24 protein-coding genes are annotated in these 25,838 nt (G+C 72.6%); 15 read left to right on the top strand and 9 right to left on the bottom strand.

Features of this window, described 5'->3' with window-relative positions; genetic code table 11:
* Positions 1 to 7 precede the first annotated feature (7 nt).
* Positions 8 to 2,122: a hypothetical protein gene (locus AC1DS4_RS05665; RefSeq protein WP_477632490.1), complete on the top strand. Its 2,115-nt coding sequence runs from the start codon at positions 8 to 10 to the stop codon at positions 2,120 to 2,122.
* Positions 2,123 to 2,134: 12 nt separating this feature from the next.
* Here AC1DS4_RS05665 and AC1DS4_RS05660 read toward each other — a convergent pair whose 3' ends face one another.
* A complete protein-coding gene (locus AC1DS4_RS05660; protein ID WP_477632491.1) occupies positions 2,135 to 2,440 on the bottom strand; it encodes a hypothetical protein in 306 nt (101 codons plus the stop codon).
* Between the two features lie 55 nt (positions 2,441 to 2,495).
* Here AC1DS4_RS05660 and AC1DS4_RS05655 point away from each other — a divergent pair, with 55 nt between their 5' ends.
* Entirely contained in the window at positions 2,496 to 3,659 is a 1,164-nt protein-coding gene (locus AC1DS4_RS05655) for a GNAT family N-acetyltransferase (protein ID WP_477632492.1), read from the top strand.
* Positions 3,660 to 3,730: 71 nt separating this feature from the next.
* On the opposite strand, the gene AC1DS4_RS05650 is transcribed toward AC1DS4_RS05655, so the two are convergent.
* Entirely contained in the window at positions 3,731 to 4,522 is a 792-nt protein-coding gene (locus AC1DS4_RS05650; RefSeq protein ID WP_477632493.1) for an inositol monophosphatase family protein, read from the bottom strand.
* Between the two features lie 163 nt (positions 4,523 to 4,685).
* Here AC1DS4_RS05650 and AC1DS4_RS05645 point away from each other — a divergent pair, with 163 nt between their 5' ends.
* The 5 genes from AC1DS4_RS05645 (at position 4,686) to AC1DS4_RS05625 (ending at position 10,882) form a co-directional block, all read left to right on the top strand.
* Complete coding sequence (locus tag AC1DS4_RS05645; RefSeq protein ID WP_477614981.1) at positions 4,686 to 5,657, top strand: hypothetical protein; 972 nt, start codon at positions 4,686 to 4,688, stop codon at positions 5,655 to 5,657.
* A 146-nt stretch (positions 5,658 to 5,803) separates the two neighbouring features.
* A complete protein-coding gene (locus tag AC1DS4_RS05640; protein ID WP_477632494.1) occupies positions 5,804 to 6,958 on the top strand; it encodes a glycosyltransferase family 2 protein in 1,155 nt (384 codons plus the stop codon).
* 139 nt (positions 6,959 to 7,097) lie between these two features.
* Complete coding sequence (locus AC1DS4_RS05635) at positions 7,098 to 9,026, top strand: glycosyltransferase family 4 protein (protein WP_477632495.1); 1,929 nt, start codon at positions 7,098 to 7,100, stop codon at positions 9,024 to 9,026.
* 18 nt (positions 9,027 to 9,044) lie between these two features.
* Positions 9,045 to 10,082 (top strand): lysylphosphatidylglycerol synthase transmembrane domain-containing protein, encoded by a 1,038-nt coding sequence (locus tag AC1DS4_RS05630; RefSeq protein ID WP_477632496.1) that lies wholly within the window; start codon positions 9,045 to 9,047, stop codon positions 10,080 to 10,082.
* Positions 10,079 to 10,882 (top strand): class I SAM-dependent methyltransferase, encoded by an 804-nt coding sequence (locus AC1DS4_RS05625; protein ID WP_477632497.1) that lies wholly within the window; start codon positions 10,079 to 10,081, stop codon positions 10,880 to 10,882. The genes AC1DS4_RS05630 and AC1DS4_RS05625 overlap by 4 nt, the downstream gene beginning before the upstream one ends.
* Positions 10,883 to 10,984: 102 nt before the next feature.
* Here AC1DS4_RS05625 and AC1DS4_RS05620 read toward each other — a convergent pair whose 3' ends face one another.
* Positions 10,985 to 11,686 carry a DUF3105 domain-containing protein gene (locus AC1DS4_RS05620; protein ID WP_477632498.1) on the bottom strand — a complete coding sequence of 234 codons (702 nt, stop codon included), beginning with the start codon at positions 11,684 to 11,686 and terminating at the stop codon, positions 10,985 to 10,987.
* 89 nt (positions 11,687 to 11,775) lie between these two features.
* Between AC1DS4_RS05620 and AC1DS4_RS05615 the strand changes: the two genes are divergently transcribed.
* Positions 11,776 to 12,708: a DNA-3-methyladenine glycosylase family protein gene (locus tag AC1DS4_RS05615; protein WP_477614987.1), complete on the top strand. Its 933-nt coding sequence runs from the start codon at positions 11,776 to 11,778 to the stop codon at positions 12,706 to 12,708.
* Positions 12,709 to 13,165: 457 nt separating this feature from the next.
* Here the strand turns inward: AC1DS4_RS05615 and AC1DS4_RS05610 are convergent, their stop codons facing one another.
* Both AC1DS4_RS05610 and cofD read right to left on the bottom strand, forming a co-directional pair.
* Positions 13,166 to 14,197: a coenzyme F420-0:L-glutamate ligase gene (locus AC1DS4_RS05610; RefSeq protein WP_477632499.1), complete on the bottom strand. Its 1,032-nt coding sequence runs from the start codon at positions 14,195 to 14,197 to the stop codon at positions 13,166 to 13,168.
* Positions 14,198 to 14,199: 2 nt separating this feature from the next.
* Positions 14,200 to 15,174: a 2-phospho-L-lactate transferase gene (gene cofD / locus AC1DS4_RS05605; RefSeq protein ID WP_477624912.1), complete on the bottom strand. Its 975-nt coding sequence runs from the start codon at positions 15,172 to 15,174 to the stop codon at positions 14,200 to 14,202.
* A 319-nt stretch (positions 15,175 to 15,493) separates the two neighbouring features.
* Between cofD and AC1DS4_RS05600 the strand changes: the two genes are divergently transcribed.
* The 3 genes from AC1DS4_RS05600 (at position 15,494) to AC1DS4_RS05590 (ending at position 20,475) form a co-directional block, all read left to right on the top strand.
* Complete coding sequence (locus tag AC1DS4_RS05600) at positions 15,494 to 15,709, top strand: WhiB family transcriptional regulator (protein ID WP_153269213.1); 216 nt, start codon at positions 15,494 to 15,496, stop codon at positions 15,707 to 15,709.
* Positions 15,710 to 15,802: 93 nt separating this feature from the next.
* Entirely contained in the window at positions 15,803 to 18,988 is a 3,186-nt protein-coding gene (locus AC1DS4_RS05595; RefSeq protein ID WP_477632500.1) for a glycosyltransferase, read from the top strand.
* Positions 18,985 to 20,475, top strand: coding sequence for a DUF5719 family protein (locus AC1DS4_RS05590; protein WP_477632501.1), 1,491 nt, complete (start codon positions 18,985 to 18,987; stop codon positions 20,473 to 20,475). The genes AC1DS4_RS05595 and AC1DS4_RS05590 overlap by 4 nt, the downstream gene beginning before the upstream one ends.
* A 19-nt stretch (positions 20,476 to 20,494) precedes the next feature.
* On the opposite strand, the gene AC1DS4_RS05585 is transcribed toward AC1DS4_RS05590, so the two are convergent.
* A complete protein-coding gene (locus AC1DS4_RS05585) occupies positions 20,495 to 20,941 on the bottom strand; it encodes a metallopeptidase family protein (RefSeq protein ID WP_477614992.1) in 447 nt (148 codons plus the stop codon).
* Between the two features lie 60 nt (positions 20,942 to 21,001).
* Between AC1DS4_RS05585 and AC1DS4_RS05580 the strand changes: the two genes are divergently transcribed.
* From AC1DS4_RS05580 to AC1DS4_RS05565, 4 genes are read left to right on the top strand one after another with little or no spacing between them, the layout of a single operon-like run.
* Positions 21,002 to 21,397, top strand: coding sequence for a DUF3499 domain-containing protein (locus AC1DS4_RS05580; protein ID WP_477632502.1), 396 nt, complete (start codon positions 21,002 to 21,004; stop codon positions 21,395 to 21,397).
* A 19-nt stretch (positions 21,398 to 21,416) separates the two neighbouring features.
* Entirely contained in the window at positions 21,417 to 22,859 is a 1,443-nt protein-coding gene (locus AC1DS4_RS05575; RefSeq protein ID WP_477632503.1) for a phosphomannomutase/phosphoglucomutase, read from the top strand.
* Positions 22,859 to 23,065, top strand: coding sequence for a Trm112 family protein (locus tag AC1DS4_RS05570; RefSeq protein ID WP_477614995.1), 207 nt, complete (start codon positions 22,859 to 22,861; stop codon positions 23,063 to 23,065). Before AC1DS4_RS05575 ends, AC1DS4_RS05570 begins: the two co-directional genes overlap by 1 nt.
* A 22-nt stretch (positions 23,066 to 23,087) precedes the next feature.
* Positions 23,088 to 24,290: an SIS domain-containing protein gene (locus AC1DS4_RS05565; protein ID WP_477614996.1), complete on the top strand. Its 1,203-nt coding sequence runs from the start codon at positions 23,088 to 23,090 to the stop codon at positions 24,288 to 24,290.
* Between the two features lie 29 nt (positions 24,291 to 24,319).
* On the opposite strand, the gene AC1DS4_RS05560 is transcribed toward AC1DS4_RS05565, so the two are convergent.
* Genes AC1DS4_RS05560 through AC1DS4_RS05550 form a run of 3 tightly spaced genes read right to left on the bottom strand, consistent with a single transcriptional unit; the run spans position 24,320 to position 25,837 of the window.
* The gene (locus AC1DS4_RS05560) at positions 24,320 to 25,012 is read right to left on the bottom strand and encodes a TetR family transcriptional regulator (protein ID WP_477614997.1); all 693 of its coding nucleotides are present in this window, start codon (positions 25,010 to 25,012) and stop codon (positions 24,320 to 24,322) included.
* Positions 24,987 to 25,403: a DCC1-like thiol-disulfide oxidoreductase family protein gene (locus tag AC1DS4_RS05555; RefSeq protein ID WP_477614998.1), complete on the bottom strand. Its 417-nt coding sequence runs from the start codon at positions 25,401 to 25,403 to the stop codon at positions 24,987 to 24,989. The genes AC1DS4_RS05560 and AC1DS4_RS05555 overlap by 26 nt, the downstream gene beginning before the upstream one ends.
* A complete protein-coding gene (locus AC1DS4_RS05550; RefSeq protein ID WP_477632504.1) occupies positions 25,400 to 25,837 on the bottom strand; it encodes a hypothetical protein in 438 nt (145 codons plus the stop codon). The genes AC1DS4_RS05555 and AC1DS4_RS05550 overlap by 4 nt, the downstream gene beginning before the upstream one ends.
* Position 25,838: the final 1 nt, after the last annotated feature.

Below are 25,838 nucleotides of genomic sequence, written 5' to 3'. Positions count from 1 at the left end.
GCCGACTGTGAGCAGCCGCGAGTCCCGCAGCTACCCGTATGCCCCAGACCCCGGCGACCTCCCGCTGCTCCGGGGCGAGGCGTGGGGCGGCTGGTTCATCACGCGCACCGTCGTCTGGTCGGGACTGTGGCTGGTGCTCGGATCCGTCGCCGCGGCCCTGCTCGCGCTCGGCGGACTGTGGTCGCCGCTGGTCGCCATCCCCGTCCTGCTGGTGCTGGCGGTGGTGGCGGGGCTCGCCACGTCGCTCGTGCCGGTGCGCCCGCTCCCGGTGTGGTCGGCCACCCTGCTGGTGGTGATGTCGCTGGCCGCCGTGGTCTGGGCCGGTGTCACGCATTCGGAGCAGGTGCTGCCCAGGCGCGACTCCGGCTCCTACCTCCAGTCGGCGGTCCAGCTCGCGTCCGGGCACGCGCGACCCATCGCGGTCCCGCGCGAGTCCGTCGGGGGAGCCGACGTGCTGGCCGTCGACGGCATCACCCTGGCGAGTCCGGCCTTCTACGCGACCGGGACCCCCCAGGACCCCAGCATCCAGCCACAGTTCCCGATCGGGGCCTCCGCCTGGTACTCCGTCGCCTGGTGGGTCGGGGGTCCGGCCGCCCTGGCCTGGGCGCCAGCCATCCTGTTCGGCCTCACCGTGCTGGGCGTCGGCTTGCTGGCCTCGACCGTCGTCGGCCCCCGGTGGGGCCCGCTCGCGGCACTGGGCACGGCGCTGCTCTTCCCGCTGGTCCATGTCGCCCGCGCGACCTACTCCGAACCGGTCGCCCTGCCCGTACTGGCTGCCGGGCTCCTGACGATGGTGCTGGCCGCACGGAGCGCCGCTGTGCCCGACGTGGTCGTCTCGCGCCGTACGGCCCTCGTCGCCGGTGTGCTCATGGGCGGGGCGGTCCTCATCCGGGTCGACGCCCTGCGCGAGGTCGTCCTGGTCGTGCCGGTCGTGGTCCTGGCAGCGCTGCAGCGGCAGGCTCATGCCCGGGTGCTCGGCGTGGCCACAGCCGTCTCCGGGACTGTCGCCCTCGGGCTCACCTGGCTGACGTCGAGCGAGTACCTCGGCAGCATTGCCGCTTCGCTGCTTCCGCTCGTGGCACTCGGGGCTGCGGTGTGCGTCCTCGGAGCTCTCCTGCTCCACGGTGCCCGACGGGGCTGGGCCATGCCCGCCCTCATCCAGGCCTGGTTGCCGCGCGTCCTGGCCGGCGGCGTCGTGGTGGTGGGACTCGTGCTGGCCAGCCGCCCGTGGTGGCAGGTCGTGCGTCAGTCCGCTGCGGACCCGGGGGCTCGCGTCGTCGCGGGGCTCCAGGCGCGTCAGGGGCTGCCCGTCGACGGAGGCCGCACCTACGCCGAGCAGACCGTCGTGTGGCTGTCATGGTGGCTCGGTCCTGCCGCGCTCGGCCTCGCGCTGGTGGCGGCAGGGGTGCTCGCGCACCGGGCCGCGTCGGCCTGGGTCGACGGCCGAGAGCTGCCGGGCTGGACCGGACCGGCCGTCGTCGGGATCGGCTCCACCCTGCTCACCCTCTACCGGCCGGGCATCACCCCCGACCACCCGTGGGCGGACCGACGTCTCCTGATCGCCCTGCCCACGGTCGTCCTGCTCACCGTCGCCTGCGCCGCCGTCGTGTCGCGCTGGTCCACCCGCCGGCTCCCGTATGCCGTGAACGTCGCGGTGAGCATCGCCGTCGCCCTGGCCCTGCTGGTACCCACCGGTCTCGCCACGTGGCCGCACGCGGACGAGCGGGTGGAACACGGCGAGTGGGCGGCCGTCGACCACGTGTGCGCGGCCCTGCGACCTGGTGATGTCGCCCTCATGGTCGACTCGCGGGCGGCGAACGAGTGGCCCCAGGTGCTGCGCGGCTACTGCGGCGTGGCCGCCCTGTCGACGACGTCGGCGCTCCGCAACGACCCAGCCCGCCTGGCCGCGGCCGTCGACCAGGTCCGAGGCGCCGTCGACGCCCGCGGGGGACGGCTGGTCCTCGTGGCAGCCGACTCGACCGAGGCGCTCAGCCGGCTGGGGCTGACCTCTGCCGTGGTGGCGGTCGACGCGCGGGTCGAGGAGGACGCCCGGCTGCTCGAACAACGCCCGGACTCCTTGGTGCCGCTGCCGATCCAGGTCTGGCTCGGCCGGCTCGGCTGAGCAGTATGCGCCTCAGGGGGCGAGCCGCCACGTGGTGGTCGTGCCATCCGGGCCCACCAGGCTTCCCCCTGCCAGCGCCTCCCGGATCAGCGCGCGGACCTGCTGTTCCTCAGGCTGCGCGGCATCGAACCGCACGGTGGCGACCACCTCGTCACCGGCCCTCGTGCTCGTCGTGTGATGGGGCCAGCGGCACGGACCATCGTGCTCCCAGTGCCCACAGAGCGCGGTGGTCACGGCCCCGCCGAGAGCGTTGACGTCGCCGCGGAGCGCGACCACGCGGCATACCTCCTCGTGGCCCCAGTCGCGGTCGCTCGCCATGCGATGGAGCCTAAGACCCTGCGCCGCGCCTGGCCCGATCGCTAGCCTCGACACCGTGAGCCTCGACTTCCGCCCGCTGACCGAGTCAGACCTCGATGCGATGCAGGACGTGCGGGTCAGGGCTTTCGGACCCATGTCGGGCTCGGGCGCGCAGAGGTGGCGCGCCGTCAACGCGGAGCTGATCGCCGAAGGCCGGCAGTTCGGTGTCTTCGACGGGGGCCTGATGGCGGGCTGCGGCAAGGTGCGCGGGTTCGAACAGGTCTGGCACGGGAGGTTGGTACCCATGGCCGGGATGGCCGGGATCACCGTGCTGCCCGAGTTCCGCGGCCGCGGGGTGGGGACTCGGCTCATGCGGGGGCTGGTCGAGGAGGCGATCACGCGGGGCGAACCTCTCTCGGCGCTGTATCCAGCCACGATCCCGGTCTACCGCCACCTCGGCTGGGAGCTGGCTGGGACGCAGAGCCGCTACGCGCTGAACGCAGCCCAGCTGCGGACCCTCGGTGGAGACACGCGGTTGCGGAAGGCAGGGACCGAGGACGTCCCCGCCCTGCGCGAGCTGTGCGCGACGGCGCTGCGACAGGGGCGCGCCAGCGGGCCGCTGCTGTGGTCCGAGAGCGAATGGCAGCGCCGGGTGACCGACCCCGAGACGTTCGTCTACCGCGCTGAGGACGGTGTGGTGGTGTACGGCTGGCACGGCACCGACCTCCTCGTCCACTTCCTGTGGGGTGCGACGCAGACCACCCTGCGCAGCCTGTGGGCAGTGGTGGGCTCCGGGTCGTCGGTGGCCAGGACGGTGCATGCCTATCTCTCGCCGGACGATCCGCTCTTCTGGCTGCTGCCCGAGGAGGCGGGTCACGAGGTGGAGCAGCACGCGTGGATGCTGCGGGTGCTCGACGTCGCACCCGCCCTGTCGGCGCGCGGCTACCCCGTCGGTGTCGAGGCGGGTCTCACGCTGGCAGTGGAGGATCCGGAAGCCGCCACGAACACGGGAGCCTGGCGCCTCACCGTCGCGGACGGCCGGGCCATGGTGGAGCACGCCCCGCAGGCCGACCGTCCGGCGCTACGGGTGACGGGCCGCGGACTGGCGGCGCTCTACGCCGGTAGACCGCTCGCCGCCGTCACGGCTGCCGGGCTGGCCGCCGACGTCGACCCCGCGCTGGCCGAGCTGGTGGACGCCGTGTTCGCGACGTCCACGGCCTACCTGACCGACTACTTCTGAGGCCGGCTCCTGAGGCCGGCTCCTGAGGCTCCCTCGCGACGGCCCGGCGAACCCGTCCTGGTCCCTTCCGGTCAGCCGCGCTTCGCGAAGGCGTCGGCGGCATGGCGACGGACGGCGGCATACGTGCCCTTGTCCGCAGCCACGATGATTCCCGGCGTGAGAACCGTTGGTGCGTAAGGCGTTCCGTCAGTGTGACCGACGAAACCGCCGGCCTCGGTGACCATCAGCGAACCAGGTGCGTGGTCCCACGGGCTGTTGCGGGCGTAGAGGATGTAGTCGGTCGCCCCCTCCATCAGGCGGGGGTAGTCGACGCCGCAGCAGACCCACGAGCCGACCAGTGCCGGCAGCCGACCGAGCGAGTGACCGCGCAGCGGCCAGATCGAGGTGACGCCGTGCGGGGGGACGCCGTCCTCCACCGGCTCGCGGGTGACGCGTTCGCCGTTGCGGTAGACGCCGGCTCCCTTCTCGGCGACCCACGCGACCTCGTGCTCGGGCTGCAGGATCCAGGCACGCACCGTTTCGCCACGGACGACTTCGCTGACCATGACGGCGTGGTCGGGGGAGCCGTGGACGAAGTTCTTGGTGCCGTCGACCGGGTCGACCGTGAAGGCGTGCTCCGCCCCGACGTAGCGGTCGAGAGTCGTCGGGTCGGCCGAGGTGCGCTCCTCGCCGAGGACGAACGCGCCGGGGAAGGCCGCCGAGAGCTCGCGGGTGAGGATCGCCTCGGACTCGTGGTCGGCGATGGTGACGAGGTCACCGGGGTTCTTCTCCATCACCTCGCCGTCGGCCAGCGCCCGGAACCGCGGCGTGATGACCTCGGCTGCGACGGTCTTCATCAGGTCAAGCACCTGTTGGGTGTCCACGGGTCCCACCGTTCCACACCGGAGCCCCGGGTGGGCAACCGGTCCACGACTGGGATCCCGCGACTCTGAAGGATCCTCCGGACCCAGCCCCGGACGATCCTTCAGAGTCGCGGGGCTGTGGACAGCCGACCGCCCGCCACCGCCGAGCGGCCACAGTGGGCGGATGCCGATCGACTGGTCAACGCTGCGCCAGCACGCGAACCGCCAGTACGACCTGCTGACCCGTCGGCAGTGCCTGGCAGTAGGCATGACGGACGACGCGGTGCAGTGGCGCGTCACATCGGGGAGGTGGGTCCGGCTGCGCCAGGGCGTGTTCCTCACCAAGCCCGGCCGGGACGACTGGCACGTCACTGCGACTGCTGACCTGCTGCGGTGCCTGTCCGGCGCGCCAGCCGCCGATGCAGCCTTCTGTGGTCGCTCCGCCCTCTACCTCTGGGGCTTGGAGAGCAGGCCACCAACGGTCACCGAGGTGGTCGTTCCCTACGAGCGGGCCATCGCCTCGGGTCCGACTCTGCGGGTGCGCCGTTCGGTGCGTTGGGAGGATCTCGTCGACGAACGCGCATACCCGTGGCGGACAACGCTCCCTGCCACCCTCCTGGACGTGGCGGCCACAGGGACCGTCGTCGACGCGCTGTCGACCGTCGCCCGCGCGGTGCAGAAGGAGGTCGTCACGGTCGGCCAGCTCCGGGCCGAGCTGGCCATGCGTCAGGGTCATCGCCACAGCCGCGTCCTCGGTCCCGCTCTGGCTGACGTCGAGGACGGCGCCCAGAGTGGTGCCGAGGTGCTCTACGTCCGTGACGTCGAGCGCGCCCACCGTCTGCCCGTCGCTGCGCGCCAGGCACTCTCGGACGTCGGTCGTCGACGGTTCCATGACAACGCGTACGAGGACTACGGCCTGCTCGTCGAGGTCGACGGTCGGTTGGGGCACGAGCGGTGGGCGGACCGGGTGAAGGACGGACGCCGCGATCGCCAGCTGCTTTCCAGGGCGCGCGCCACCACGAGGGTCTTCTGGGCCGATGTGGCGGTCACGCCCTGTGACACCGCCGTCGACATCGGGGCGATCCTCCGGGCCCGCGGCTGGCCGGGCCGGCCGCGACCTTGCCGGCGGAACGGCTGCACGGTCCCGGTCCGCTGACCGTTGCCTGGCGGCCCGCGACTCTGAAGGACGCTCCGGACCCAGATCCGGAGAATCCTTCAGAGTCGCGGACTGGCGCACCGCCGCAGGCGGGAACAACGACGGGGAGCACGAGGGAGGTTTCCGACGGGTAGGCTCCTCGCGAGATGAGCGAGCACCCCAGCACCGGTCCAGTCGCCCCCGCCACGGAGCGCATTCCCACCGACCCCGAGCAGGCCCACAGCCCCGCCACGGAGCGCATGCCCGTCGCGCCCCAGCAGGTCAGCGCCCCCGCGACGGAGCTGGTCAGCACCGGTCAGCAGGTGGCCCCCACCACCCCGGTGGGTGACCTGCCCGTGCACCCGGCCGACGCGGCATACCTCCCGGCACGTGAGCCGGCGCCTGCCGCCCTGCCCGGCGAACCCGGCCACGGCAAGCCGTACGTCACCATCGTCCTGCCGTGCTTCAACGAGGCTGCGCACGTCCTCAAGGAGATCGACCGGATCACCGAGGCGATGAACGCCAGCGAGTTCACGTACGAAGTGCTCTGCATCGACGACGCCTCCACCGACGACACCCTCGAGGTGCTCCAGCGCGCCAGTCGCGACTACGCGAACCTCCGTGTGATGCCGTTCCGCCGCAACGGCGGCAGCGGCACCGCCCGCCGCATCGGCACCCAGCAGGCCCACGGCGAGATCGTCGTGTGGACCGACGCCGACATGACCTACGAGAACGAGCGGATCCCCGAGCTGGTCCGGATCCTGCGCGACGACGACTCCTACGACCAGGTCGTCGGCGCCCGGACCACCGAGGAGGGCACCCACAAGTGGGCCCGGATCCCGGCGAAGTGGCTGATCCGCAAGATCGCCGAGAAGCTCACCAACCAGACGATCCCCGACCTCAACAGCGGGCTGCGGGCGTTCCGGCGCGAGGTGTCCCTGCCCTATCTGCGCCTGCTGCCACCCGGATTCAGCTGCGTCACGACGATCACGCTGGCGTTCCTGAGCAACCAGCACGACATCAAGTACGTGCCGACCAGCTATGCCAAGCGCGCAGGCGTCAGCAAGTTCCACTTCGTCCGCGACGCCTACCGCTACATCCTTCAGGTGCTGCGGATGGTCATGTACTTCGACCCGCTCAAGGTGCTCATGCCGCCGGCCCTGTGGCTCATCGTCATCGGGTTGCTCAAGGGCATCGTGGACATGGTGCGGCACCCGTTCTACTTCCCGGCGAGCACCGTGCTGCTCATCGTCAGCGGCATCATGATCGGCTCGCTCGCGTTGCTGTCCGACCTCGTCGTGCGTTCCCGGACGGGCGTGTGAGCACGGTCCGGTATGCCGCGTTGCCGGCCAGCGTGACGCCACGCGAGGGCGCGCGGTCGGCCGGCGAGCCGGCACCGGGCGTACGTCTGGCGGGACCTCTGCCGGGACGTCCGGCGGGCAGTCCTGCTGGGCGAGTCCGGTGACCCCCAGCGCCGCGCTCAGGGTCGCGGTCGTCGGGCCCACCCACCCCTACAAGGGCGGGGTCGCGTCCCACACGACGAGTCTGGCGCACGAGCTGGCCGAGGCCGGTCACGACGTCACGCTCGTGTCCTGGTCGCACCTCTACCCCTCCAAGCTGTATCCCGGTGAGCAGGCCGTCCCCGGCGGCGCCCCCGACGTCGAGCCCTTTCCCCGCACCGTCCGCGCCCTGAGCTGGGCCCGTCCCGACACGTGGGTTCGCACCGGGCGCCGGCTGCGCACCTTCGACGTCGTGGTCGTCGTGCACGTCATCCCGGCAGTCGTCCCCGCCCACCTGGCACTGCTGAGGGCGGCCGGGGTCGGTCGCCGCAACGCCCAGCGGGGCGTTGCCCATGCGGGGCCACGCACCGTCGTGATCGCCCACAACGTGCTGCCGCACGAGACGCACCTGGGCGACCGTGAGCTGATGCAACGCTTCTTCGAACGCGTGGATTCCGTTCTCGTGCACAGTGATTCGCAAGCAAGGATCGCCTACGAGCTCGGCGCGCCGCGAGTCTCGGTCACCGACCTCCCCCCGCACCTGCCCGGTGGCGCACCAGTGGAGCGAGCCGCCCACGACGGCCCGCCACGCCTGCTGGCGCTGGGGATGGTCCGCGACTACAAGGGTGTCGACCTGCTCATGGAGGCGCTCGCGGAGGTGCCCGGACCGACCCTGACCGTGGCCGGCGAGATGTGGGGCACCAGCGGCGAGCGCGTCAAGGAGCTTGCCCAGGATCCTCGGCTGCGCGACCGGGTCGAGGTCCACGGCGGCTACGTGCCGGCCGACCGGCTGGCGCCGCTGCTGGCGACCCACGACGTCCTGACGCTGACCTACCGCAGTGCCACGGCATCGCAGAACGCCCTGCTCGGCCAGCACCACGGACTGCCGATCCTGGCCTCCGACGTCGGCACGTTCGGCGGTCAGGTGCGCGACGGTGTCGACGGGTTGCTGGTGCCGCCGGGGGACAAGAAGGCGCTCGTCGAAGCCCTCCAGCGCCTCGCGGAACCCGGCTGCACGGACCGGCTGCGCGCGCAGGTCCGTCCTCCCGACCTCTCCGGGCCGTGGGCGCGGTACGTCGGGACGATCGAGGCCCTCGCCGCCGTCGAACCGGCCGCCGAGGCTGACGAGCCGGGGTCCGAGCCGGGGGCCGAGCCCACGGCCACCGGGGCGGCCGCCGTCGTCGGGCACCTGAGGCACCGGGCGGCGAGCGTCGCGCGCACCGTCATCGCCGCCTCGCGTCCCGAGGTGGAGCTCGGCCGTGGCGACCTGCCCGAATGGGTCCACGCCTCAGACATCCTCGCCGACGGCCACGATGCCGACGAGGCTAAAGCCTTCGCCCGCAGCCTCGGACTGCCCCGGTGCAGCGACGCGATCGCGGCCTGGGCAGCCCTGGGCGCTCTGGCTGCCATCGTCCGGGTCCGCGACGACGGCCGCCGCAGCGCCGTCATCGTCGACGAGTCGGGCAGCCGCTCGCCCTTGTCCAAGTGGGCCCGAGCCATCGGGTTCGTGCCCGTCGAGCTCGAGCTCACCGGTCGTCGGTCGTCGGTCGAGGTCCTCGACGTCGACACCGCGTCGCTCGACGTCATCGTGCGGTTGCACCCGGGAGGCTGCGACGCCGACGACATCGACGAAGCGATGAGCCAGGCGTCCTGGGCACTGAAGTCCGGCGGTCTGCTCTGCGTGACCCTGCCGATCGGTCACTCCGGAGCCGAGGGCGCGCTGGGCCCCGCCGACGTCCGTGCTGTCCTGGCCCGCTCCCACGACTTCGGGTTCGTGCTGGTCGGCGACCTCGACGGCGACCTCGCCGGACGCATGCGGATGGCGTCCGACACCTCCACCCGCACCGACGCGGCATACGGGTTGCTTCGTCTCACCCTGCGAAGACGCTGACATGACGGAGAGCCCACGATGACCCGATCCCGCGTGTTCACCCTGTTGCGAATCCTGTTGGCACTGCTCGTCGTCGCGGCTGTGTCGATCGCCGTCGCGCGCAACTGGCGAGCCGTGTCGGCCGACATCGACCGGATCGACGCGGGGTCCTTCGCGCTCGCAGCCCTGCTGGTCTGCCTGCCCCCGCTGCTCACTGTGCTGGGGTGGCGCATCCTGCTGGCCGACCTCGGGTCGCCGCTGCACGTCGCGCCCGCGGGCGGGGTGTTCTTCGTCGGCCAGCTCGGCAAGTACGTGCCCGGTGCCGTGTGGAGCATCGTCGCGCAGGCCGAGATCGGTGCGAGGCTGCACATCCCCCGCCGCCGCTCGGCCGTGGTGGCGTTCGTGACGGTCGCGATCGCGGCGATCTGCGGACTGATCGTCGGCGTCCCGGCCCTGCCCCTGCTCATCACCCGGGACGACTCGGCGGCGGCAACGGGCTGGATGGTGCTGCTCGCCATGCCCCTGTTGGCCGTCGTGCTGTGGCCGCGGCTGCTCAACTGGGCCATCGCGACAGTCCTGAGGATCCTGCGGCGCGAGCCCCTGGAGCGAGAGCTCTCGGGCCGCGCCGTGCTGTCGGCGACGCTGCTGTTCATCGGCGCGTGGGTGTGCTCCGGCCTGCACGTGCTCGTCCTCGCACGTGCCACGAGCACCGACTACGAGAGCGGCCAGCTGGTGCTCGCGACCTTGTCGGGCTTCGCGCTGGCGTCGTCACTGGCGATGTTCAGCGTCATCCTGCCCGCCGGCGTGGGCGTCCGCGAGGGGGTGATGGTGCTCATCCTTGCGCCGGTCACCTCGACCTCAGCGGCGACGGCGGTCGTGGTGATCTCGCGGTTCCTCACGGTGGCGGCCGACGTCCTCTTCGCCCTGCTCGGCTGGGCCTACGCGCGGTCGCACCACCTGTTGACCTCCGCCCAGGAACGCGAACACGACCACATCGTCGTCGACCCCGCCGTGGACGTTGCCGCCGACGGTGCACCCGGGGAGCAGGCGCCCGGCCCGAGGCAGGCCCGGTCATGAGCGGCGAGGGCACCGGACGCGAGGAGCAGCTCGCCTACTCCGAGCTCATGGACGCCATGCTCGACGAGCGGAAGCGGCGCCAGAAGGCCCAGAAGATCCTGGCTGTCGTCCGGCACGCCCTGGGCCGCGACGACCTGACTGGGCTGCGTGCCCTCGACGTCGGCTGCTCGGCGGGTTTCATCGCCGACGAGCTCGCCCTGGCAGGCGCGCACACCACCGGCGTCGACATCGACGAGCCCGGACTGGTGGCCGCCCGTGAGCGCTTCGGCGAGCGGGTCGAGTTCAGCCTCGCCCGTGGTGAGGCCCTGCCCTTCGAGGACGGCTCGATGGACGTCGTGGTGTTCAACCACATCTACGAGCACGTCGTCGACCCCGAGTCGGTCGTCGCCGACATCCACCGCGTGCTCAGTCCCACCGGCGTCCTCTACCTCGGCATCGGGCACCGTCACCAGGTGGTCGAGCCGCACTACAAGCTGCCGTTCCTGTCCTGGCTGCCGCAGGGCGCCGCCGACCGCTACATGCGGCTCACCCGGCGGGGCGAGCACTACTACGAGCACTACTACTCCCGAGCGGGGCTGCGCCGGCTGTTCGGCGCCTTCGACGTGTGGGACTACACCCTGCCGGTGCTGGCCGACAGCCGTGCCTTCGCGGGCACGGACCAGATACCGCAGTGGGTGTCGCGCGTTCCCGCGCCGCTGCTCGAGAGGGCAGCGCCGATGGCCCCGACGTACATCTGGGCCGCCTTCAAGGACGCCTCACCCTCGGGCCCGGCGCTGCGCGTCAGCCCCGTCCACCTCTGACGGTTCTCTCCAACCCGCGCCCACCCGACGCAGGTATGCCGCCCACTGAGGCCAGTGGGCGGCATACCGAGGTCGTGGGTGGGCTTGCGGCCTGCTGGGCCGTTACTGTGCGCCCGGCTCCTGGGTGTCGTCCTTGGGGAACTTCTTGACGAAGTCGACGACGACCTGGCCGGAGATGTCCCCGCAGAGCTGGCGGTGACCGGCGTCCTTGGCCCAGTGGACGAGGGCGTACGGCTTGTCGGCGGGGAAGGCGCCACGGCTGGCGTCCCACTCGACGACCTTGAACTTGCCGCTCGAGTCGCTCAGCTTGTTGCCCTGGTCGGCGATGTCCTTGAGGAGGGTGGTGTCCTTCACCTTGGCGCCGTCGTACCAGAGGATGGTGTAGCCGTGCTCGAGGTTGTGGACCAGGGTCTCGAGGACGGGGCGGTCGGTCGCGGTGTAGAAGTCGCGGCCGCTGACGTCGGGGCTGACGAAGTGCGGGCCGTTGCTCGGCGGGATGGTGGCGTACTTCACCGAGGTCTCGTCGGGCTTCTGCGTGCCCGGACCGACGTGCTCACCCGAACCGGCGTTCGCGTCGGTCGTGACCGGGTCGCACTTGGCGGCGGCAACCGAGGCTCCCAGGTTGGGCAGCTGCTTGGCCTTGGCGTCGTTGATCGCGTAGAGGACGACCCCCGTGAGACCCGCGAGCAGGACGAGGCAGCCGACGACGATGCCGGCGACGACCTTGCGTTCCTTCGCCTTCTGCTGGTTCTGGATCTCGGCCAGTCGGGCCTTGCGGTCCTGGCTCACGCGCTTGTTTGCCACGGGTTCCTCGGGTGGTTCGGGGTCGGGACCCGCAGAGTCTACGTGGCCCGCCTGCGGACCCTGTCACCCCTACGCGCAAGACTGACGGCATGTCCCCGACGGCCGAGACGACCCGTGTCTGGCGGCCCGGGCGCCCGACGTCGGTCGGCCTGATCGTCTCGGCATTCCGTCGTGGTGGCGCCGATCCGACGTTCCAGCCCGACCGCGGTGAGGGCTGGTGGCTCGGCCTTCCCACGCCCTCGGGGACCGCGACGCTGCGGCTGGTTCAGCGCGGCGACGTCGGTGAGGTCGTCGCGACGGCGTGGGGCGACGGCGCCCAGTGGGCCCTCGACCAGGTGCCTGCGCTCCTCGGTGGGGATGACGACGACAGCGACTTCGTGGCGCACCACCCGCAGGTGGCCACTGCGTGGAAGAGGTATGCCGCGTGGCACGTGCCGCGCTCCGGGCTGGTGATGCACGCGTTGGTGCCGGCGGCGATCGAGCAGAAGGTCACCGGGCAGGAGGCCTTCGGGGGCTACCGCAGGCTCGTCCACCGGTTCGGCTCCCGCGCGCCCGGGCCGGGGGAGGAGCGGCGGCTGTGGGTGGCGCCGACGGCCCAGGAGTGGGCGGGCATCCCGTCCTGGGAGTGGCTGGGCGCTTCGGTCGACGGCGCCCGGTCCGCGACGGTGGTGCGGGCGGCGCGGGTGGCCGGCCGGTTGGAGGAGAGTGCCTCGTTGCCACTGGCTGAGGCCCGCCGACGACTTCGCTCGGTGCCGGGCGTGGGGGTGTGGACGGCTGCCGAGGTGGCCCAGCGGGCGCTCGGCGACCCCGACGCCGTGAGCTTCGGCGACTACCACGTGGCCAAGGACCTCACCTGGGCCCTGCTCGGAGAGGTCCGCGACGACGAGGTGCTGGCCGAGCTGCTCGAGCCCTACCGCGGCCACCGCTACCGGGTGCAGCACCTCCTCGAGCTGTCCGGGGCCAGCCGGCCCCGGCGTGGCCCGCGGATGGCGCCGCGCACCCATCTGCCCACCCGTCGCTGACCCCTCCGCGCCGGGACCCCTCCGCGCCGGGACTTGTTGCTCGCTCGTGGTCCCCGGACCCCCGAGTCGACCGCTCTGTGACCATCAGCCGGCAACACGTCGCAGCGGGCCGGGACTGGTTGCTCGCTCGTGGTCACCGGACCCCCGAATCGTCCTCTCTGTGACCACCAGCCGGCAACACGTCGCAGCGGGCCGGGACTTGTTGCTCGCTCGTGGTCACCGGACCCCCGAATCGACCGCTCTGTGACCTCCAGCCGGCAACACGTCGCAGCGGGCCGGGACTTGTTGCTCGCTCGTGGTCACCGGAGCCCCGAATCGACCGCTCTGTGACCACCAGGCGGCAACACGTCGCAGCGGGCCGGGACTTGGTGCTCGCTCGTGGTCACCGGAGCCCCGAATCGACCGCTCTGTGACCTCCAGCCGGCAACAGTCCCAGCGGGCCGGACTTGTTGCACGGTCAGCGGGGATGCACCTCCAGGCGAACATCCAGCCCGCTCACCTCGTCGGGCGCGTCGGTGGCCAGCCCCTCCCCCCAGAGCGCGACCTGCAGGCGGCTCACCGCCACCCCCAGCTGGTATGCCGTCGGCGCACTGACGTGGACCACCTCACCCCCGACGTCCACGCCGGCATCGGGCGCTCCGCGCAGGGCGACGGCCACCGCCCGCCGCAGTCGGGACGCCACGTCTTCGGGGCCGATCGCGGCGATGCCGTCCTCGATGGCCTCCGGGCTGCCCGGGGCCGTGCCGAGGGCGGCCCGGATCGACTCGGCGCGCCCGTGGTCAAACCAGTCCTCCCGGCCGACGCGGACCAGTGCCCGCGCCCCCGCCCCCCGTCCGTCGATCGCCAGGTCGGAGCCGCGGACCACCGCGGCGGGGATCGAGTCCGCCTTGCCCTTGACGAGGTCGGCTGCGGCGGCGAGCTCGTCGCCGACGGCCCTCGCCGTGACGGCCAGCGGTTTGCCGTCGGCGTCGACAGCCCCCCGGAGGTCATCGACGACGGAGACTCCGGCTGCCCCCAGGGCGAAGTCCGTCTGCCCGAACCGCCAGGGTCGCCCGGCCGTGTCGCTCAGGACCACGCCGACGCGCCGCAGCCCTGTCGCCGCGAGGAGGGCCACCCGCAGGTGCTCGGCCTCCGCATCGGGGTCGGCGGGGAGGAGCAGCACGTCGTCGCGACTCCCGGTGTTGGAGGCGTCCACCCCGGCCGCTGCCATGATCGGACCGGCCGTCGACTGCACGATGCGGGTGATCCGGTCGTCCGACATGCGCTCCGCCACCACCCTCACCGTCTGGCTGATCACGGCGGCACTCCTGTCGGCCGAATCAGCCCACAGACCAAGGGATTTGGAGACGATCTTGCTCGAGACGACGAGGACGTCGCCGTCCGCCAGCGAGATGCCCGCAGAGGCCGCTGCGTCGAGCAGGAGCGTGACCAGGACGTCGCCCGCCGCCACCTCCGGCATCCCCGTCAAGGGGATGAGTGACACCGACACGGTCAGGCGCCCTTGAGCTCGAGCGCGAGCTCCAGGGCGGCGCCGGCGATGTCGGCCGCGGCATCGGCATCCGACATGAGCAGCGGCCGACTGCGAACCGTCGCTCGGGGCAGGCGCACGGACGCCTCGTCCTCGGCGGACACCAGCCACCCGTCGAGGAAGTCCTCGTAGAGCCCGGCGACGGCAGCTGCTGTCGACTCCACCCCGATGGCCCGGAGGCACGCGTCCGCGTGCCCGCGCACCGGCATACCGCCGATGAGCGGTGAGACGCCGACGACGGGAGCGGCGCTGCCACGCAACGCATCTCGCACGCCGGGCACGCCCAGGATGATGCCGATCGAGACCACCGGGTTGCTCGGGGGGAGGAGCACCACATCGGCGGTCCGGATGGCGTCGAGGACACCCGGTGCTGCGGTCGCGCGGTCCATGCCCACCGCCTGGAACCGCTGCGCCGGGATCGAGGCCTGGTGACGAACCCACCACTCCTGGAAGTGGATCGCGCGCTGACCCTCCTCGTCCTCGACGACGACGTGAGTCTCCACGGGGGAGTCGCTCATCGGCAGCAGGGTGATCCGCTGGTCGGGCAGGCCCCAGCGGGCCGCCAGGCGTGCGGTCACCTCGGTGAGGGACACCCCCTGGCCGAGCCACTGCGAACGGATGACGTGGGTCCCGAAGTCGAGGTCGCCGAGGGCGAACCACTGCGGCACGGCGCCGTATGCCGCCAGCTCACCCTGGACCCGGTGGCTCTCGTCGGCCCGGCCCCAGCCCTGGCCCTCGTGGATGCCGCCGCCGAGGGTGTAGAGCAGGGTGTCGAGGTCGGGGCAGACCCGCAGCCCGAACAGGCTGATGTCGTCACCGGTGTTGCCGATGATGGTCAGCTCGGTGTCCGAGAGGCCGGGGGAGCGGTCCAGGTGGGCGCGGAGGCCACGCAGGAAGCGGGCACCTCCGACGCCGCCGGCCAGTGCCGTGATGCGCATGCCCCGCAGTCTTGCAGCCCGTCCACAGCCCCCGCAGCGGGGGCGCCGTGGGGGTGCCGTCGGGGCCGTTCGGGGGCGCCGTCGGGGCGACGCCTGTGCCGGGAGTCTTCTAGCGCACCTCTAGCGTCCTGTGAAGCGGCGTTATCAAGGTTCATCCGATCGGGCAAATATCAGACTTCCGCTTGACGAACCACGTATGACACGCGTGTAATTCCATTGTTGTGACCAAGCAAGGTCACACGCAGCGGCGAACCGGGTCGAGGAGGAAGCCGTGCAGGAACTTCAGTTGGTCACCTTCGAAGGTGGCGAAGAGGTGGAGATGTCATGGCAGGAGCGCTCGCTCTGTGCCCAGACCGATCCCGAGGCGTTCTTCCCTGAGAAGGGCGGGTCGACGCGTGAGGCCAAGAAGGTCTGCGTCGGCTGCGAGGTGCGGGCCGAGTGCCTGGAGTACGCCCTCGCCCACGACGAGCGGTTCGGCATCTGGGGTGGGCTGTCCGAGCGGGAGCGCCGCAAGCTCAAGAAGCGTGCGGTCTAGTCGCCCCAGCGGCGACTCCGTGACCAGCGCATGACGCTTGCCCCGCCCCATGGCCTGACAGACCCCGCAGGATCACCTGCGGGGGTCGCGACGGTGACGGCGGTTCTGGTGCTCCGCGGCCCGACCTCCGCGCTCGCGGAGACCCTCGACTCCCTCGCGCGCCAGACGCGCAGCCCCGAACGCCTTGTCGTCGTCGACCTCGGGAGGGACGAGCGCGACGGCAACGCCGTCGAGACCGTGCGCGCCCACCGCGGCGTGGCCGAAGCCATCGACGCGATCACCTTCGTCACCGTCCCCGGCGCAACCTCCCTCGCGTATGCCGTGCGGTCGGCCCTCGCACTGACCGACCGGGCCGCGACGGCCGACGGCGCGTCCTCGCCCGACGTGGCCCCCGGCGTGACCCCCGACGTGACCCCCGGCGCGTCCGGCGTGACCCACGTCTGGGTGCTCACCTCAGACAGTGCCGCGGCCCCCATGACGCTGGCGCGACTGCTCGATGCCGTGCGACGCAGCCCGTCGGTCGGTGCAGCCGGCCCCAAGCTGCTCGACTGGACGCGTCCCGGCGCCCTGCGATCGGTCGGCCTGCAGCTGACCCGCAGCGGCCGGGTGATCCCCTCACCGGCCCCGGGTGAGCCCGACCAGGGCCAGTACGACCGCCGCACCGACGTCCTGGCCGTCCCGGCGACCGGCATGCTCGTGGAGCGCGGAATGCTCGACGAGCTCGGCGGGCCCGAGCGCGCCCTCGGGGACTTCGGCGCCGACGTGGACTTCTCGTGGCGTGCCCAGCAGTCCGGCCGCCGCGTCGTCGTCGTGCCCCGCGCCACCGTGCGCACCGGTGCCCGGGCGGAGCCGGACGACGCCGCCCTCGGCGACTCGACACCGCGGATGCGTCGCCAGGCCCGGCGGGTGGCGCTGGCCAGGTGCGCCTGGTGGGCCCTGCCGCTGCTGGCGGCCTGGATCGTCCTGACGAGCGCCCTTGCCGCCCTCGCGCTGCTGCTGGCCAAACGACCCCGCGCCGCATGGGCCGAGTTCTCCGACATCGGTGCGGTGCTGACCCCCGGACGAGTGCTCGGGGCCCGGTGGCGCTCGCGTGGCACCCGACAGGTCCGCCGACGCGACCTGCAGGGCCTGTTCGTCCCCTCGCGCACGGTGCTGCGGCACACGACCGACCTCATCCACGACGAGGTCGCGCTCGAGCCGGGGCCGGGCGACACCGGCCGCGCCGACGCCGTCGAGTCCGGCCCGGTCGCGGACGAGGCCCAGGACCTCAACATCCTGGGTGCGACGTGGGCGTCCCACGCCGCCCGGAACCCCGGTCTGCTGGCGACCCTGGTCATGACCGTCGTCGCCGCCCTGGCCAGCCGGCACCTCGGAGGCAGCTTCGTCGACCGGCTGGACAACGGTGTGACCGGCGGCGAGACCTTCGGGGTCAGAGCCGACGCGGGCACCCTGTGGCACGCCTGGTTCGACGGCTGGCACGGCGCGGGGCTCGGCAGTGCCGGCGAGCAGGGTCCGCACCTCGTGATCCTGTCGGGCCTGTCGTGGCTGGTGGCCCACCTCCCGCTGCTCAGTGCACCCGCGTCGCCTGTCGGCGCCGTGACAACCCTGCTGGTGACCTTCGCCCTCCCGATGGCGACCCTCACGGCATACCTCGGCGCCCGGGTCGTCACGCACTCACGCTGGCCGCGTGCCATCGCCGCCCTGGCCTGGTCCACCAGCGCGGTCCTGGCCACGGCGGTGGGCTCTGGTCGGCTGGGCGGCATCGTCGCCGCGATCCTCCTCCCGCTGGTGGCCGGGGGCATCGCGCTGGCCGGTCGCCGCACCGGCACCGCGACGGTCACTGCCGCAACCGTCCTTGCCGCCACCGCCCTCGGAGCCTTCGCGCCTGCCCTCCTCGTGCTGGTGCTCGTCGCCGGCCTGGGCGTCGCGCTCGTCGGTCACGGCTGGGCCCGGGTGCGGGGCCTGGCCATCGTCCTCGGCCCGGTCCTGCTCCTGGGGTCCTGGCTGCCTGCGCTTCTCGACCGTCCGGCGTTGCTCTTCACCGGTCCCGGCCTGTCGGTCTGGGGGACGACCCAGGCGCAGCCCTGGCAGATTGCGCTCCTGCACCCCGGTGGCCCCGGGTCCTACCCAGTGCTGCTCTCGGCGCCGCTGGTCCTCGCCGGGCTGCTCGGCCTGCTGCGTGCCGGCCGGCGTGGTCGCGCCGCGAGCGCCCTCGGGGTCGTGGCCCTTCTCGGCCTCGCCTATGCCGTCGTGGCACCCCGGATCCAGCTCGGCGTCGTGCCGCAGGGACTGCCCGACGCCGGGGCGCCGGTGACGGCGTGGTCGGGTGTCGGCCTGCTCGTCCTCGCCCTGGCGCTGGTGGCCGCAGCCCTGCTGGGCGCCGACGGCCTTGCCGTGAGCCGGGCGCGCGGCGGGTGGCAGGCGCTGGCTCGTTGGCCCGTGGCCGGTGCGCTGATCGGGGCCGTGCTGGTCAGCTCCGGATGGCTCACCGTCCGGACTGTCGGCGACGGGCTGCGGGCCTGGCAGGACCCCCGTCCAGCCGTTGCCATCGACCAGGCCGAGAGCGGTCTCGGCAACCGGATGCTGCTGCTGCGGCCCGAGGGCGACGCCCTGACCTACGAGCTGCTCGGCCGCGAGGTCGGGGAGACCTCCCGGATCCTGCCCCCGATGACGGCCGACCGACCCACCGCTGAGGCACTCGCCGCCTCGGTGAGTGCGCTGTTCGAACAGGGAGCTGCGCCCGGCGCGCTCACCCCCGCAGTCGACCTGGCGGACCAAGCCGTCGGGTTCATCGGCCTGAGTGCCGAGCCCACCGACCCCCGGATCCGCGCCCTCGACGCCACGGCCGGGCTGAGTCGACTCGGCGAGCACGATGGCGTGCTGTTCTGGCGGGTCCTGCCCGGAGGCGGAGGGGCGGCCGACGACGCCGTCGCACCCTCCCGCGCCCGTCTGCTGACCCGCACATCGGAGCAGGCCATCCCCGTCTCGGGTCCCCACTCGCGGCTCGAGGTGAAATCCGTTGTGCCGCAAGGGGCTTCGCTCGTCCTGTCCGAGCCGGGCCAGTGGGTCAGGCACGCGCGGGTCGCCGTCGACGGTCACGTGCTCGCGCCCAACGGCGACGCAGCGTCGTACTCCCTGCCTGCGGGGCCGGCCACGATCTCCGTGGACGTGCTCCCGACCAACGCCATCTGGCGCTACGCCCAGGGCGTCCTGCTCCTGGTGGTCGTCTTCCTCGCCGTGCCCTTCGGCAACCGCTCCTCGAGGCGGAGGCGCCCGTGAACCTCTCCGTCAGCGGCATCGTCCGCACCTCGCTCGTGGCTGCCGCAGGCGTCGGGATCGTCACCGCAGCCGTGCACAGCCAGGGGGCCTTCGCCGTCGCGTCGACCCGTCTCGTGGACACCGCCACCACCTCGGCCACCAACCCGGTGCGCAGCTCTTCGCTGGTGTGCCCGGGTCCGGAGCTCAAGGGCGTCAAGGGAGTCGACGACGTCGACGTCGGCGTGCGGGTTGCCGCGGCTGAGGCCCCCGTCCGGGCCCTGACCGGCACCGCGCCCGCCACGGCCCCCGGTCGGCTGAGCCTCAGCCGTATGCCGCGGGGCGACCTCGGCACGCCCGTGACCGTCCGCGGCTCCAGCGTGATGGGCGACCAGGGCCGTGCGGAAGGGGTGCTGGTGTCGGGCACCGAGTCCATGGCTGCCGGTGTCGCCGCGGCACAGGGCTGGCTGGTGCCCTCGGGCGACCAGCGGTCGCTGGGCTCGGCCCCGTGCGGGCCGCCCGGTGCCGAGTTCTGGATCATGGCCGGCGGGGGGGCGCCCGGTCGGCAGGAACGACTCCTCCTGACCAACCCCGGCGGCAACGCCGTCGCCGTCGACGTCACCCTCTACGGCGCCAAGGGGGCGGTCTCGTCCCCGAACGGCAAGGGCATCGTCGTCCCGGCGCACGGACGCACGGCCTTCCTCCTCGACTCGATCAACAGCGAGCTGGCCAACCCCGTCGTGCACGTCGTCGCCGATGGTGGTGTGGTCGGGGCGGTCGTCAACGACCTGTGGCTGGACGGCACCCGCGCGGGTGGGTCCGACGACTCCGTGCCCACTGCGGCGCCGTCGCGCGACCAGGTGATCCCGGCCGTCGCGGTGGGGGGCCAGGCGGTCCTGCGCGTCGCCGTGCCAGGGACGGGCGAGGCTGTCGTCCAGGCCAGGGTGCTCACCGCCCAGGGACCGCGGGCCCTGCCCGCCGGCGGGGTGACCCGGATCGACGGTGGTGCCGTGCGTGACATCGACATCTCCGCGCTGCCGACCGGCACGGTGGGGCTCCAGGTGCGAGCCGACGTGCCCGTCGTGGCCGCTGCCGTGGTCACGCGGACCGCCCCCGGCAAGCCGGGGGACTTTGCGTGGACGTCCTCCACGCCGCCGATCTCGGGGGTCGCCGGGATGCCTCTCGTCGACCCGGTCGGCGCGCCCGGCCCCATGCAGCGGTTCCTGTCGTTGACGTCGTCCGGTGACACCGCCGGCGTCGAGGTGGTGACCGTCGACGCCAAGGGTGTGGAGACGTCCCGTCGTCCGAACCTCGGTGTCGACGCGTCAGGGGTTCTCGACCTCACCGGTGCCACCTCCGTGTGGGTGCACCGCGTGTCCGGCAAGGGGCAGGTCCGGGCAGGCGTGGTCACCTGGGTGAACGACAGCCAGGGAACGCTCCTGACGACGACCCCTTTGCACGACGCTGCCCTGCGCACCACGACCGTGGGCCTGCGAGAGGTGACCCGGTAGATCGGGGCTCGACGCAGGGTCAGGACCCGTCGTCGTAGCGTGGGTCGAGGTCGCCCGGCGGCAGGTTGAACAACGCGGCGACCTGCTCCACCACCACGTCCTGCACGATGGCCGTGAGCTCGCGCTGGTTGTCCGCGCGGCTCTCGATCGGGCGGCGGTAGATGACGATCCGCGCCGGGGTCCTGCCGTGCGGAGGGAAGGCCCGGGCGAGCGGCGCCCCCTCACGCTCCCACGGGGCAGGGTCGGTCGGAGGCACGTCCTCGACCGCGAACTCGACGTCCTGGAAGCGAGCGCCGAGCCGCGTCTCCAGGCGAGCAGCACTGTCGAGGACCAGGTCGTCGAACTGCTGCCGGCGGGTGGCCATGGCGGGGACGGCCGGCCAGGCCAGCGGACCCCTCACCCCTCGGCCTCGACGGTCCCGTCGCGCCGCCCGGGAGCGCCCTGCCTGCGGGCCGGTCGAAGTCACCAGACCAGCCTACGGCGTGCCGACCCGGGGGCCCCGCCTTGCTGGCATAGAGTCCGCGTCGTGAGTCTGTCCAGGAGGTGCTCCCGCACCGCGTGCTCGAAGCCTGCCATTGCGACGCTCACCTACGTCTACGGCGACCAGACCGCTGTGGTCGGACCCCTGGCGACGTATGCCGAGCCGCACACCTACGACCTGTGCGCGACCCATGCCGAGGGACTGACCGCCCCCCGGGGCTGGGAGATCGTGCGCCTCTCCGGGGACTACGTCGAGCCGGAGCCCTCGCACGACGACCTGCTGGCGCTGGCCAACGCCGTGCGCGAGGCAGGCCGGCCCCGGCTGGGCGAGGCCCCCGGTCCGGCACAGGCGCAGACCAGGCGCCACCCGGCCGACGAGGACGCCTCCGGCGCCGTCGAGACGGGTCGCCGCGGGCACCTGCGCGTCCTGCGCGACAACTGACACCGCTAGGGTTTCGGGCGTGCCCAAGCCTGTCCTCTCCGACTTCGTCAAGGCCTACGACGTCCGGGGCCTCGTCCCCGACCAGCTCAACGTCGATGTGGCGTGGGCCCTCGGCGCCGCCTTCGCCCGGACCGTGGTCGGGCCGGAGGGAGCTCCCGGGGTCGTCATCGGCCACGACATGCGCCCTTCGTCGCCCGAGCTGTCCCGGGCCTTCGCCGCAGGCGTCACCGCCCACGGCCTCGACGCCACGCTGATCGGGCTGTGCAGCACCGACGGTCTCTACTACGCCAGTGGCGCCCGCGACCTCCCCGGCGCCATGTTCACCGCGTCGCACAACCCGGCCCAGTACAACGGCATCAAGCTGTGTCGCTCGGGAGCGCGCCCCGTGGGTCAGGACTCGGGTCTCTCCGACGTCAGCGCCCTGGCCCAGCAGCTGCTCGACGCGGGGGTCAGTGCGGGGCCTCCGGCCACGAGGTCTGGACACGTCGTCGAGCGTGACGTCCTGGGTGACTACGCGGCCTTCCTGCGCGGCCTGGTCGACCTCTCCGGTGGTCGGCCACTGCGCGTGGTCGTCGACGCCGGCAACGGCATGGGCGGCCACACGGTGCCTGCGGTCCTCGGCACGGGCACCGGCTTGCCCGCGCTGCCGCTGGAGGTCATCCCCCTCTACTTCGAGCTGGACGGCACCTTCCCCAACCACGAGGCCAACCCACTCGAGCCCGAGAACCTGCGTGACCTCCAGGCTGCTGTGGTCGAGCACGGCGCCGACCTCGGCCTGGCGTTCGACGGCGATGCCGACCGCTGCTTCGTCATCGACGAGCGTGGCGAACCGGTGAGCCCCAGTGCCGTCACGGCCCTGGTGGCCACCCGTGAGATCGCCAAGCAGGTCGCAGGAGGCGTCGCCGCGGCTGACGTCGCCGTCGTCTACAACGTCATCTCCTCGGCCGCGGTCCCCGAGATCATCGCCGAGCAGGGCGCCCGCGGGGTGCGGACCAGGGTCGGCCACTCGTTCATCAAGGCCGAGATGGCCCGCGAGGACGCGGTCTTCGGCGGCGAGCACAGTGCGCACTACTACTTCCGGGAATTCTGGTTCGCCGACACCGGCATGCTCGCCGCGATGCACGTCCTCGCCGCCCTGGGCGAGCAGGGTGAGCCACTGAGCCGGCTCACCGCGGCATACAGCCGGTATGCCGCGTCCGGCGAGATCAACTCGACGGTCACGGACGCTGCGGCCGCGACCGCGACCGTGCGTCAGTGGGCTGCCGAGCGCGGCGCCGAGTTCGACGAGCTGGACGGACTCACGGCGACCCACGCAGGGACGACCGATGCGCCGATGTGGTGGCTCAACCTGCGCGCCTCCAACACCGAACCCCTCCTCCGGCTCAACGTCGAGGCGGCTGACCAAGACACGATGACCCAGGTGCGGGACGATGTCCTCGCACTGGTGAGAGGAGAACGCTGATGTCGCAAGGACAAGGGCAGGACGTCCGGATCGAGCCGTGGCTGCGGGAGATCCTGAGGTGCCCGGCCTGCCGTTCCGAGCTCGCCGACGCCACCGTCGAGGGCAAGCCCGAGCTTCACTGCACCAGCACGGCCTGCGGCCTGCAGTACCGCATCGACGACGGTGTGCCGGTGCTGCTCGTCGACGAAGCCCGCAAGCCGGTCTGACGGACGGCGGGGAGGCGCGACGATGGCACAGTTCTTCGACGAGTCGCGCATCGACAGCGACGAGGCGCTGGCCACCCTCGACTCCCGGCAGACCCTGAGGGGGCTGGCGACGGCCGGTGCCCAGGTGCGCGAGGCGATCGAGCTGTCCGCCGAGGGCGGGATCGAGCGCGTGGCCGGTGGCGAGCGGCCGCGGTCGGTCCTCGTCGCCTCGCTCGGCGGGTCGGCCGTCGTCTGTGACGTGCTCGAGCTGCTTGCCGAGCCGGGCTCGCCGGTCCCCGTCAGCGTGCGGCGCAACCTGCCGTTGCCCGGCTGGGTGGGTCCGCTCGACCTCGTCATCGCCGTCTCGCTCTCAGGACGCGCTCCGGGCCCGCTGGCGCTCGCCGCCGAGGCGGCTCGTCGAGGCGCTGCCCTGCTCACCGTCGGGGCCATCGACTCGCCGCTCGCGGACGTCGCAGCCCAGGCGCGGGGCGTCCACATCGGCATCGGCCGCGGTCGCACCACGTCCCGCACCTCCCTCTGGTCGCTGCTCGCCCCGGTGCTGCTGGGCGCAGGGCACCTGGGCATCGTCGACGTCGACGCCCGGGTGCTGACCGAGGCCGCCGACCGCCTCGACGAGATCGCGGAGTCCTGCCGTCCCTCGTCGGAGTCGTTCGTCAACCCGGCCAAGGTGCTGGCCGCCGATCTCGCCGAGGGCGTCCCGGTGGTCCTCGGCGACGGTCCCCTGAACGGCGTGGCCGCGGGGCGGGCCACCTCGATGCTCGCGCGCACCGCGCGGGTGCCGGCCACGTCCGGTGAGCTCCCCGACGACGCGGCCCAGGTCGTCGCCTGCTTCGACGGCCCGTTCACCGCCGCGTACTCCGGCGGGGCCGCGTCTCGCCCGGGCGCACAGGCCTCCGGGGTGGTCGACGACATCTTCACCGATCCGTTCCTCGACGGCCCGGCCGCACCACGGTTGTCGTTGCTGATGCTCAGGGACGTCCTGCCCGACCCGATGACGCGAGAGGCCGACGAGGCGCGGGCGCTGGCCGAAGCACTGACCTCGGCGGCTCGTGAGGTGGGGGTCAGGGTCAGCGAGGTGACGGCGCAGCCGGGGCACGCCCTGACCCGGCTGGCAGGTCAGATCGCGACCACAGACTTCGCAGCGACCTACCTGGCCCTGGGGCTGGGGCTGGATCCTGCGGTGTCGCCGCACGTGGCGGACCTGCGAGGCCGAGCCGGCGGCTGACCCGAGTGGCCTTGGCGGGCCGGGTGCCCTCAGGGCCGTACGGAGCGGATCAGCTCGACGACGTCGCCGACGACTCCCCGCATGCCGGGCAGCCGGCTGAGCCTGACCAGCTTGTCGACCAGGGGCACCACCTGACGCACCAGGGCCCGCGTGCGCTGCTGGCCGTCGCTGGAGTCGTGCACCCAGAACAGCACGACCCCCATCTGCAGCAGCCAAAGCAGCTCGGGCAGCTCGGCGCGGATGGGGGCGGGCACCTTCAGGTCGGAGCCGTCGACGACTTTCCGGAACAGGTCGATGCTGGCCTCCCGCGCCCCCTTCGACTCGCTGCTGAACGGTGACAGCGGGCTGGTCGGCTCGGCTGCGACCTTGAAGAACTTCCCCGCGAAGCCGTGGAAGGACTCCGCCACGTCGACCCAGGTGGTGAGCACGGCGCGCAGCCGGTCTGCGAACTTCTCACTCGCAGCAAGGGCCTCGTGCGCCGCCGCGGCGTGCTCGACCTGGATGTGGTCGTAGAAGGCCTGGACCAGGTGCTCCTTGGACGCGAAGTAGTAGTAGGCGTTGCCGATGCTCACCCCGGCCCGGTCGGCAACCGCACGCATCGTGGTCTTGTCGTAGCCGCGCTCGAGGAAGAGCTCCTGGGCGGCCGCTGCGATGGCGGTGCGGGTCTGCTCACCACGGTCGGACCGGTTGGCGGGGTCAGACCGGTTGGCAGAGTCCGTCACAGTCGTCAGCGTAGCCATTGTCCTCCACCGCCTCGGGCACGAGCGTGGTGGTGAGGGAGGCGCGGAGCCCGGCCGCGGCATACGCCATCGCCTTGGCCACGGGCAGTCCGAGCGGGGTGGACAGGCGGATGGCGAGGTCGCGGTGCTCCACCGTTGTCCAGAGGCAGGCGACCCAGGCGTGGGCGCCGGTCCAGACCTCCCCGCCGTCACCGACCACCGTGATCTCGCGGACCGTGGCTGCGTGGTCGAGGTGGGGCAGGAGCGCGCGGGCCTGCGCGGAACCGGCGGGGAGGGCGGTCACCGCCACGAGGTGGGGTTGCCCGACCAGCCACGTGCGAAACCGTGAGCACATCGGGCAGCCGGCGTCGTAGAGGACGACGAGGCGCTTCACCGCGCCGCCTCAGTGCGGTCGATGCCGTCGGGGTGGTCGGGGCGCTGGGTCGGGGTCGCGAGGGCGGCGAGGACGGCCACCCCCAGGCCCGCCACGGCAGGGGCGAGGAACACGCCGATGCTGAGCAGGCTGAGGACGGTCAGGACACCGAGCAGGGCCACGACCACGACAGCGGCGACCGTGGCCGAGCGACCGCCCGGCCCGAGCAGCAACGTCCCGACGACCAGGCAGGCGCCCAGCGGGATGCTCGCCACCACCAGTCCCCACCACTCGTTGACTTCGACGACGGTGGCCGTGGTGGAGGTGGCGCCCTGCACGCCGTCCGCGTCCGCTCCGGCTGTGTCACCGGAGTAGACGGGGACCGTGAGCGCCGCCACGACCAGCGCGAGGCTCCACAGGGTGGCGCCGGCGAGCGCGATCCGGACCGTCCTCACG

This window comes from Pedococcus sp. P3_C7 (genome assembly GCF_056402615.1).
Note: the sequence above shows the minus strand (reverse complement) of the source record. Positions and strands in the feature narration are given on the sequence as shown.